This window comes from Serratia sp. 3ACOL1 (assembly GCF_003668775.1).
Taxonomy (GTDB): domain Bacteria; phylum Pseudomonadota; class Gammaproteobacteria; order Enterobacterales; family Enterobacteriaceae; genus Chania; species Chania fonticola.
On sequence record NZ_CP033055.1, the window covers coordinates 4,105,306 to 4,115,593 of the forward strand.

General features: G+C 56.0%; 11 protein-coding genes. 9 read left to right on the plus strand and 2 right to left on the minus strand.

What is annotated here, in order from left to right; genetic code table 11:
• The first annotated feature begins 96 nt into the window (after window positions 1–96).
• Together rsmD and D9980_RS18530 are read left to right on the plus strand one after the other, a co-directional pair.
• Window positions 97–720, plus strand: coding sequence for a 16S rRNA (guanine(966)-N(2))-methyltransferase (gene rsmD, locus D9980_RS18525; protein WP_121608076.1), 624 nt, complete (start codon window positions 97–99; stop codon window positions 718–720).
• Window positions 710–982: a DUF1145 family protein gene (locus tag D9980_RS18530; protein WP_021181508.1), complete on the plus strand. Its 273-nt coding sequence runs from the start codon at window positions 710–712 to the stop codon at window positions 980–982. The genes rsmD and D9980_RS18530 overlap by 11 nt, the downstream gene beginning before the upstream one ends.
• A 29-nt stretch (window positions 983–1,011) precedes the next feature.
• On the opposite strand, the gene D9980_RS18535 is transcribed toward D9980_RS18530, so the two are convergent.
• The gene (locus D9980_RS18535; protein ID WP_021181509.1) at window positions 1,012–1,371 is read right to left on the minus strand and encodes a DUF2500 domain-containing protein; all 360 of its coding nucleotides are present in this window, start codon (window positions 1,369–1,371) and stop codon (window positions 1,012–1,014) included.
• Between the two features lie 164 nt (window positions 1,372–1,535).
• Here D9980_RS18535 and D9980_RS18540 point away from each other — a divergent pair, with 164 nt between their 5' ends.
• The 5 genes from D9980_RS18540 (at window position 1,536) to D9980_RS18560 (ending at window position 8,138) form a co-directional block, all read left to right on the plus strand.
• A complete protein-coding gene (locus D9980_RS18540; protein ID WP_121608077.1) occupies window positions 1,536–2,162 on the plus strand; it encodes a lysoplasmalogenase in 627 nt (208 codons plus the stop codon).
• A 141-nt stretch (window positions 2,163–2,303) separates the two neighbouring features.
• A complete protein-coding gene (locus D9980_RS18545) occupies window positions 2,304–4,640 on the plus strand; it encodes a zinc/cadmium/mercury/lead-transporting ATPase (protein WP_121608078.1) in 2,337 nt (778 codons plus the stop codon).
• A gap of 323 nt (window positions 4,641–4,963) precedes the next feature.
• Window positions 4,964–5,881 (plus strand): hypothetical protein, encoded by a 918-nt coding sequence (locus tag D9980_RS18550; protein WP_237735553.1) that lies wholly within the window; start codon window positions 4,964–4,966, stop codon window positions 5,879–5,881.
• Entirely contained in the window at window positions 5,881–7,017 is a 1,137-nt protein-coding gene (locus tag D9980_RS18555) for a BamA/TamA family outer membrane protein (RefSeq protein ID WP_121608080.1), read from the plus strand. Before D9980_RS18550 ends, D9980_RS18555 begins: the two co-directional genes overlap by 1 nt.
• Window positions 7,017–8,138, plus strand: a complete 1,122-nt coding sequence (locus tag D9980_RS18560) for a DUF4056 domain-containing protein (protein WP_121608081.1) — start codon at window positions 7,017–7,019, stop codon at window positions 8,136–8,138. The genes D9980_RS18555 and D9980_RS18560 overlap by 1 nt, the downstream gene beginning before the upstream one ends.
• 15 nt (window positions 8,139–8,153) lie before the next feature.
• Here the strand turns inward: D9980_RS18560 and tusA are convergent, their stop codons facing one another.
• Window positions 8,154–8,405: a sulfurtransferase TusA gene (gene tusA / locus D9980_RS18565; RefSeq protein WP_024484647.1), complete on the minus strand. Its 252-nt coding sequence runs from the start codon at window positions 8,403–8,405 to the stop codon at window positions 8,154–8,156.
• A 198-nt stretch (window positions 8,406–8,603) separates the two neighbouring features.
• Here tusA and D9980_RS18570 point away from each other — a divergent pair, with 198 nt between their 5' ends.
• Window positions 8,604–9,269: a 7-cyano-7-deazaguanine/7-aminomethyl-7-deazaguanine transporter gene (locus tag D9980_RS18570; RefSeq protein WP_024484648.1), complete on the plus strand. Its 666-nt coding sequence runs from the start codon at window positions 8,604–8,606 to the stop codon at window positions 9,267–9,269.
• A 417-nt stretch (window positions 9,270–9,686) separates the two neighbouring features.
• On the plus strand, window positions 9,687–10,253 hold the full coding sequence (locus D9980_RS18575; RefSeq protein ID WP_121608082.1) for a DcrB family lipoprotein: 567 nt from the start codon (window positions 9,687–9,689) through the stop codon (window positions 10,251–10,253).
• Window positions 10,254–10,288: the final 35 nt, after the last annotated feature.

Here is a 10,288-nt window from a genome sequence, read left to right on the forward strand (position 1 = left end):
CACTGCGCCCCATCGCCTCCGGGCTGCAACTTATTAACGATTGGGTATAGAATAGCGGTAACTTTTCGTTAACCCCGCAACTGATTAAGACTCTTTATGGCAAAACAACCACCGCACGGCGCGCTCAAAAAACCGCAGACGGCCTCCGCTGGCCAGATCCGCATCATCGGCGGCCAATGGCGCGGGCGCAAACTGCCGGTGCCCAACAGCGAAGGGCTGCGGCCAACCACCGACCGCGTACGCGAAACCTTGTTCAACTGGTTAGCCCCGGTGATCCGAGGGGCTCGCTGTCTGGACTGCTTCGCAGGTAGCGGTGCGTTGGGGTTGGAAGCCTTGTCGCGCTATGCCGAAAGCGCCACGCTGCTGGAATACGAACGGTCAGTAGCCCAACAGCTGGGGAAAAACCTGGCGCTGTTGCAAGGCAATGGCAGCGTCGTGAATACCAACGCTTTGACCTGGCTGGCAGGCAACGGGCAACCTTTTGACGTGGTGTTTCTCGATCCCCCGTTCCGCAAAGGGTTGCTGGCCGATACCGTCACGCTATTGGAACAACAGGGCTGGTTAGCGAACGAGGCCTGGATTTACGTCGAGGCCGAAGCCGAAAGCGCCGCCACCGATGTTCCTGCGACCTGGACACTACACCGCGAGAAGGTCGCCGGCCAGGTAGCCTACCGCCTTTATCTCCGCACTCTTGAAGAGAAAACCGAACATGCTGATTAATCTGGGCCGTCTGCTGATGCTGTGCGTGTGGGGCTTTCTGCTCACCAACCTGTTTCACCCATACCCCAAGCCGCTAACCTACTTCATCAACGTAGCCTTGTTCTTTATGGTAGTGATGCACGGCCTACAGCTGGTGTTACTGAAATCCACCCAACCGAAAGATCAGCCCATCAGCCGCTGGCTGGAAACCAAGATCTTTATTTTTGGCGTGTTTGAGCTGCTGGACTGGCAGAAAAAGCAGCCGCCACTGAAGAAAAAATAGCCTTTTAACGGGCGCAGCATGCGGCGCCCCTACGATTTTTGTGCCGTGAAGGAGATAAAGCGGGTGCCCTGCAGGCTCAGCGTGCCCTGAGCGCCTTTATCTATCTGATTATATTGCTGCTGCGGCAACGGTATTTTGATCTCGCTGCCGCCCGTCAACGGACGGAAGTACACTTCGTAACGCATATCTTCCACCACGATATTTTCCCGCTGCCGCGAACGACGATTCGGCGAGGGGAACTCACGCTTGGCGCTGACCTCCACCTGTAATGTACGCACCGGCTGGCGGTCATTATCCGCATCCTGGCGGCGTTTATTGAGGTATTGGCGAGTCGCCAACACCGCAATCAGCGCGATCACGGCAACAAAGAACAACGGTGGCTTACTCATTGACGGTTTTCCTTTTTTTACCCGGCGAATTTCATTCACGCCTAAAACCGCGTAAACATAGCATTCAGAAGAAAGCATTGTCGAACCCACGCGCGCTGCTTACACTGAGAAAGTGACAACCTGGAGTTGGTTATCCCGGCTCCTATCATAAATAAGGAAGACATATGAGTTGGCCGTTCCTTGCCGTATTTTTTTCCGGTTGGTTGTTCGTTGATGCCTCTTACCGCGGCCCGCGCTGGCAGCGCTGGGTGTTTAAACCGGTCACCTTGCTGCTGTTGCTGTTATTGGCCTGGCAGGCTCCGGTATTGGGCCCTGCGGGTTACCTGATCGTTTTGGGCCTGTTGGCAACGTTGGCGGGTGACGCCTTGCTGCTGTTGCCACGTGAGCGGGTGCTTTACGCCATCGGCGCTTTCTTCCTCTCACACCTGCTGTATACCCTGAGCTTTGCCAGCCAGATGACCTTCAGCCTGTTCTGGCCCTTGCCGCTGGTGCTGCTGATAATTGGCGCGCTGCTGCTGGCCATCATCTGGAGCCGCTTGGAAGAGATGCGCTGGCCGATCGCTACGTTGGTCGCCATGACGCTGCTGATGGTGTGGCTGGCGGGGGAACAATATTTCCTGCGCAGTACCGACTTTGGCTTCTCATTGCTGGCGGGTACCTCGCTGCTGCTGTTGGCCAATATCGTCTGGCTGCTGAACCGCTACCGCTTTACCTTCCGCGCGGCAGATGCCGTGCTCGCCTTCTGCTACTTCTCCGGGCATTTCCTCATCGTCCGCTCGCTATATCTGTAATGGCAGGCTACGGGTTCGGGCAACCGGATCCGTAGCCCCCCTACAATTAACAATAATTCTCATATCGCGCTTGACTCTGGAGTCAGCTCCAAGGTGTAGAGTGCTGGTTGAGATGATATTGGATTGCCTGAAGGGGGCGCTATGCAGACTCATAAACCACATAATCACCAAGAGCATCAGCATCAAGAACATAGTCACGATCACGGCTGTGGCTGTAGTCATGACCACGCCAAAACCCAGCATGGCTGTAGCACTGAAAAAAAACCGGTGGGAGCAACTGCTGCCCATGACCATCAAGCGGCCCATGAGCACGGCACCAGCTGTTGCAGTAGCGATGGCCCCGACGACCCGGATGAGGAAAGCGACAGGCTGGCTGCCGTTCCCCCTTCCGGCAGCCAGCGTTTCAGTTGGAAAGTCACCGGCATGGATTGCCCTAGTTGTGCCAAGAAAATCGAAAATGCCGTGACGTCGATCCCCGGCGTCGACAGCGCTCGCGTGCTGTTTGCCACGGAAAAACTGGTGGTGGATGCCCAATCCGACGTCAGCATGCGGATCCAGGACGCGGTAAAACAGGCTGGCTTTACCCTGTTGGGAACTACCCCGGCGGCACAAGGCGATGAGCCGGAAGCCTCCCGGTTTGGTGAGTACGGCCCTCTGATACTGCTCTCCGCGCTGATGGTACTCAGTTGGGTTCTCGACTTCTTCAACCCACGGCTGGGCGAAATTGCCTTTATCGCCACCACCTTGGTCGGCCTGGTGCCGATTGCCAGCAAAGCCTTGCGGCTGATTCGGTCAGGCACTCCATTCGCCATAGAAACCCTGATGAGCGTTGCCGCCATCGGTGCGCTGTTTATCGGTGCCACCGCCGAAGCGGCCATGGTACTGCTGTTGTTTATGGTGGGGGAACTGCTGGAATCCTACGCGGCCAATCGTGCACGCCGTGGCGTGAAGGCATTGATGGAACTGGTGCCGGAAGATGCTCTGCTTATCCAGGGCAGCGTACGTAAACGCGTGCCGGTGGCCAGCCTACGCCCCGGTGACGTGATAGAGATCGCGCCCGGTGGCCGCTTGCCTGCCGATGCCGAATTGCTAAACCCGTTCGCCAGCTTTGACGAAAGCGCTTTAACCGGTGAATCCGTGCCGGTAGAGCGCCAACAGGGTCAGAAAGTGGCCGCTGGCAGCCTGTCCGTCGATCAGGCCGCGCAGATGAAGGTCACCTCCGAGCCGGGCAAAAATGCCATTGACCGTATCCTGCAACTGATTGAAGAGGCCGAAGAGCGTCGGGCACCGATTGAACGCTTCCTCGATCGCTTCAGCCGTTACTACACCCCGGCGATCATGCTGCTGGCCGTGGCGGTGATCCTGGTGCCACCGCTGCTGTTTGCCGAACCTTGGGAGATGTGGATCTACCGGGGTCTGACCTTGCTGCTGATCGGTTGTCCGTGTGCCTTGGTGATCTCTACGCCAGCGGCCATTACCTCTGGCCTTGCGGCGGCCACACGCCGAGGTGCGCTGATTAAAGGCGGTGCGGCATTGGAACAGTTGGGCCAAGTGCAGACCATCGCGTTCGACAAAACCGGTACGCTGACCGAAGGCAAACCGACGGTGACCGACGTGCTGCCGGCAGCCGGCCTCAGCGAGCAGCAACTGCTGGCCATCGCAGCGGCTGTCGAAGCGGGTTCACACCACCCATTGGCACAGGCGATCGTCAACCGCGCAGCGGAAAACGGCGCCGCATTGCCACTGGCCGAAGGCCGCCGGGCTCTGGCGGGTATCGGGGTTGAGGGGAAGGTTGACGGTAAAACTATCCTGATCAGCGCTCCGGGCAAGTTGACGGAAAGCCAGTTGAGCAGCGAATGGCGCAGCCAGGTAGAGACGCTGGAAACGGCGGGTAAAACCGCAGTGGTGGTGTTAGAGGACGGGCAGCCTATCGGTTTGCTGGCGTTGCGTGACACCTTGCGTAGCGACGCTAAGCAGGCGATTGCCGAGTTGGCGCAGTTAGGCGTTCGTGGCGTGATGCTCACGGGTGATAACCCACGCGCAGCGGCCGCCATTGCCAATGAATTGGGGATCGATTACCGCGCCGGGTTAATGCCGGAAGACAAAGTGAACGCGGTAACCGAGCTGAGCAAGTTGCAACCCACCGCCATGATCGGCGACGGTATCAACGATGCCCCAGCGATGAAGGCCGCCAACATTGGCATTGCGATGGGGAGCGGTACCGACGTGGCATTGGAAACGGCGGATGCCGCGCTGACGCACAACCGGTTGACCGGCGTTGCCGAGATGATCCGCATCTCCCGCGCTACACACGCCAATATTCGCCAGAACATTACCATTGCGCTTGGGCTGAAAGCGATTTTCCTGGTCACCACCCTGCTGGGGATGACCGGCCTGTGGTTGGCCGTATTGGCAGACTCTGGGGCAACCGCGCTGGTGACCGCCAACGCCTTACGGCTGTTGAAAAAACGTCAGTAAGACCATTCTATCGTCAGGGCGCAACCCACTGTGCCCTGACGTTCTTACCTGAAAAATAGCACGACCAAGACGCACTTAATGCCCCTATAAGCCACAGGACTTTAATATATTCTCCAAGCACCTTTACACTACATACCTATAAATTCTATGAATTTATCAGGGTAATGGTCGAGTTAATGAAACCACTGCATTCTTATAACATCCTGAATCTGATCGTCGTTAGCTTCATTCCTTCCCTGGCTCTGGCGCAACAGCCTGATGCCGCCGATACCGCACAGCTCATTGATGAAGCAAAACGCCCACCCTTCACCCAAGGTGCGGCGATGCCAACCGCCCAACATAACGCACCAACGACAGAGCCCCAGCCAGAACATCGTATGTTGCCAATTTGGGGGGATGAGGCTCGAGCCCGCGGCTATGAACTGCCAGAGCCATTTGGTATTGGCGTCAACTACATGAACATACGGCAGAATATCGATGTCGAGAGTATCAATTTTTCCGGACTAGGCCTGGGATCGCTCGCCATTCCGTCGGATTTGTTCAACATCGGCGTTGGCAAAACCCGCGAACAGAGCAAAACGGAAACCATGCGTCTGGACACCTGGCTACTCCCGTTCCTCAACGTTTACGGCATTGTTGGGCATACCAAAGGCAGTTCGTTATCTCAGGTCTCAGTGGACGCCGATCCCAGTAAATACAAAGGACTGGATCGTATCATCGCTTCTGCCGTGCACAGCCTGAACCAAAGCGGGCAACTGCGCGATCTGGACTTCAAGCTCGATTTTAAAGGCACCACTTACGGTGCAGGCGTCACGCTAGCCGGGGGCTATGAGAACTGGTTCACCACGCTCGATACCAACTATACCCGTACCAGCTTCAATATCCTGGACGGCCAAATTTCCGCACTGACGGTGACACCCCGTGTCGGCTACCGCTTCCAGGTGCCCGGTATCCAAGGCCAAAGCAATCTGAACCTGTGGGTCGGCAGCATGTACCAGGATGTGCAGCAGGAGTTCAGAGGCAGCCTGTCTGATTTGCAGATGCCCGCAGCGCTTCAGCCCCTGATCGCCATCGCCAATCAGAAAGGAGAAGGCCGTTTCGACGTGAAGCAGCATCTGCAATCACCTTGGAATGTGCTGCTGGGTGCACAATATGAGATCACGCAGCATTTCAACCTGTTGACCGAATTTGGCTTTAGCCAACGCAACAGCTTTATGGTCTCAGGTGAATATCGCTTCTGATGGCGATACCGCTCCGCTACCTGACGCTGCCCCTGCTCGCTCTGCTGTCCTGTGCCCATGCCGCTTTGCTGTCACGTCAGCAAGTTGATGGGATGCTAGCCCCTCTGGGTTCAGACAATCATTTCGACAGCAGTAAAACCATCGATTGGGGTGTGTTGCCCGGCCCGTTTTATACCCCAGAACTCGGTCTTGGCATCGGCACCGCGGTCGTGGGCATGTACCGGCCAGACAGCCTTGATAGCGTCAGCCAAAATTCGACGCTGGCGCTAAAGGGCTTTTTCAGCAGTACCGGTGCCTTCGGCGTTGGCTTTGAAAACTACAGCTTTTTCGCTAACGACCAATGGCGCTTCTTTGCCAGCGGCTCCCTGAATAATATGCCCACCTATTTCTGGGGCACCGGTTATCAAGCCGGGCGTCACGACGGCAATAAGGAGAAATATACCCAGCAATCTTTCCAGATAGCGCCAGAGGTGCTGTATCGTATTGCCAATGCCACCTACGCGGGAGTTGGCTGGGATTTTTCTTCAACGCACGCCAGCGATCCCGATGGGGGAGAGAGCAGCCTGTTCAAAGCTCAAGCAGCGGGTACCTCATCGATCAGTTCAGGGATCAGTGGCTCGTTAAGCTACGATACGCGTGATTTCGTTTCTAATGCCAGCCGTGGCCAGTTTCTCAGCCTGAGCGACACCTATTTCGCGCCAGAATTGGGCGGCGATAGCCGCTTTAATACCCTTGAAGGCCAATACAACGCCTATTACAGTCTGAGTGAGAAGAGCGTATTGGCACTTGATGTCTACAGCCGTCTGACCACTGGCGATGTCCCCTGGGACAGATTATCTGAACTGGGTGACGACAAACGGATGCGAGGCTATTACCAAGGACGTTATCGCGACAGGAATACGTTCAGCGGCCAGGTTGAATATCGCCGCAAATTGAACTGGCGGCACGGTTATGTTCTTTGGGCAGGAGCCGGAACCCTAAGCCGCAAAAGCCGTGATCTAGGCCAAGGGCCTTGGTTGCCGACGGTGGGGGCTGGCTACCGTTTTGAATTCAAACCGCGGATGAACGTACGGCTCGATTTTGGGGTCGGGCGTGAAAGTAGCGGGTTTTATTTTCAGGTAGGAGAAGCTTTTTAATGCGTTTTGTTGCGCTGATATTTTTGCTGCTGCTTAGCCCCATACTGCCAGCCAAGGCTCTGGAAACGCTGATCGCCTCGCAACCAACCCGCCAGAGTCCTCTTGCCTGGCCGGTGACCAAGCCACTCTCGCCGCCGGATGGTTTGCGCCCTTGCTGCGCCTTTGGCTATAACCTCAAAGTACAGGCGTTAGGCATCCCGGTGCCGTTTTATCAATTGGGTAACGTCGTAGACGCCGATCGCCTTGGCGCACATCACTATAATGACAGCGCTTTCAATGCCGTCGGCAACTTGATGGGCTTGGGCAGTGAACAATTGGGATTGGTCTACACCTATCGTGGGGGATTTATCGACATCGCTCACGTTCGCGATACCGCCGACAATACCCTGTTCCTGTTCAGCCAGCTGTTGCCTAAGCTGGGCCAGCAATGGACACTCGATCTTGGCCCGGAATTGGCAAAGCGTCGTATACAACAGAACGCCTTCACCCCACCGCAAGAAGCTGCCCAACGCTATACGTTAGCGGCTTATCTAGCCGGGGAACTCGCCTTCCAGATGGCGGCATGGCATGAAGTGGCACAGTGGTATGGCTACCAATCTGTGCCCGGATTTCCTGAAGAGATTTCGGCCTTTACGCCAGAGGATTTGTATTCCAACCTGCTAGGGGCAAGGTTGGCGATCGACGCTATCTTGCAAGGGCGCGCGGTATCCGTTGCCAGTTACAACAGCGCAATGGAGACACTGCTACCCGAGGCATTGCACCAGCTTGGCGCCGTTTCGATCACCGAAACCCAGCGGCAGTTTGACGGCATTGACGGCGACTGGTGGGACAGCCACCGCCGAGTACCGGAGAAATTTTTAGTCTTAAAACGGGATTACACCACCAGCAGCAATCGCCTGCCCAATCAGCCTCCCTTCGAGTATGCCGCTCCGCAACGCCTGACGTTGCCGCTACAGATTGAGGGATTAACGCTGGCGAAACTGGCGGAGCTGCAACTCTGGCCAGGGGATTCCATGCACAACTTGCCAGCCCCGGCGCATTATTATCGCCCAGAGGATTTTAGTGGGTTGGCGTTACACGCGAGCGCACAGGACGCACGGCAGATACTGCAGAAACGTTAAGCAACCGCTTGGTGATTAACTCTCGAGCCCTTTGCGCAGCAGATAGCGATACGGGGCCTGCTCGGTTTCCTGGGCCACCAGCGTATGTTCCATAAAGCGGCAAAAGCCCGGGATGTCGCGGGTGGTGGCCGGATCGTCGGCGATAATCAGCAAGGTTTTACCGTTATCCATATGGCGCACGGTTTTGCGCACCATCATGACCGGTTCCGGACAGCGCAGCCCCAGAGCGTCTAGCGTCTGGTCTGCCTGGGCAAAAATGTCAGTCATACATCTCTCTCGATCTAAAACGATCGGCGAACCCTCGCCGGATCTGATTACCCGCTAGTTTACGCCGGTAGTTTTTCTGCGCAAGATACGTTAACGTTTGCGTTAAATTTAACCATTGCATTGAATGCCCAAACGCGTACCATGTCGCCGCGCAGTTAACAATGGGTTCCCTCACCCCACACTCAAAAAGGCTACATTATGTATTCGTTTACCGATCGACAACGCTTAATCGCGTTGGTCTGGCTATCGCTATTCCACATCGCCATCATAACTTCCAGCAACTACCTGGTGCAGTTGCCGATCAGCATTTTCGGCTTTCACACCACCTGGGGTGCCTTCACTTTTCCGTTTATCTTCCTGGCCACTGACCTGACCGTGCGGATCTTCGGTGCCCCGCTGGCACGCAGGATTATCCTTGCCGTGATGGTCCCGGCGCTGTTTATCTCCTATGTGATCTCCACCGTCACTTTCCAGGGCGAGTGGCAGGGTTTTGCCGCCTTGACCAGCTTCAACCTGTTTGTGGCGCGTATCGCCGCCGCCAGCTTTATGGCCTACGTACTGGGCCAGATCCTGGACGTGCAGGTGTTCAACCGCCTACGCCAACGCAGCGCCTGGTGGGTTGCCCCCGCCGCGGCCATGTTCCTGGGCAATATCAGCGATACCTTGGCCTTCTTCTTTATCGCCTTCTACAAAAGCAGCGATCCCTTTATGGCCGCCAACTGGGTGGAAATCGCGCTGGTGGATTACAGCTTCAAAGTGCTGATCTGCCTGGTGTTCTTCCTGCCGATGTACGGAGTGCTGCTCAATATGCTGCTCAAACGCTTGGCAGAACGCCAACCCGCCAACCGGTTTCAACTGAGTTAATTGACGGGCGCAGCATGCAGCGCCCCTACGTTTTGAGTCTGGAGGCGTTTGTCAGCAGTTTGCCAAAGAGTAACTTCTGCGCCTGACCACGACTCCGCACTGGCCCCCTCACCCTACGTTGGGAGTTAATCAAATTGACGACCAAGGGGCATTGTTGCTGAATTTTCAGGGGGGTCACACATGTTAGACCGTAGGGGCGCTGCATGCTGCGCCCGTTCAGCCGCGTTCACAAGGCGTTAAAAACCCACAAACCGTTCCGCGCCATGCTCTAATAATGCTCATTAGCCACGAATATCAGATTTTCACTCTAGAAAAGAAAGGCGAAGTAGACGAGTATCGTCTATTACTTAAAAAAAACCTGTGACATCTAGCCATACGGTCAACCAACTCTATCTGCAAAGGAATAAGGAACACCAGATGCGTAAAGTAACAAAATTGATGGGTATCGGCCTGTTAGTGCTTGGCCTGGCAGCCTGTGATAGCGCCACCAAAGACACTAATGCCCCCGCAGGCAGCGCAGCAGCCAGCGTCCCAACCGGGCAACAGGTGAGTTTATTGGATGGCAAGCTGACCTTTACCCTGCCAAACGGTTTGGCCGATCAGAGCGATAAGCTGACCAACCAGCCAACTAACGTGCACATCTATGCCGACAGCAGCAACCAGCGTGCGGTGATCGTGATCGTTGCCGACAAGGCAGCGGGCGATCTGGACACCCTGGCCAAGCGCATGGAAGAGCAGCAACACTCCCGCGATGCCAACCTGCAGGTCATTACCAATAAAGCGGTTGAAATTAACGGCACGCCAATGCGCCAACTGGATACCGTGATCACCGTGGCAGGCCAAAAAGCCTACTCTGGCGTGCTGCTCGCTATGCTGCCAGACGGTAAGCAACTGACCCTGCAAATCACGCTGCCAGCGGATAACCAGCAGCAGTCTCAAAGCGTAGCGGCTGGCGTCTTCAATACGGTGAAGATCAAGCAGTAATCGCACTGGGCCAGCATGCTGGCCCGTTTAATCTG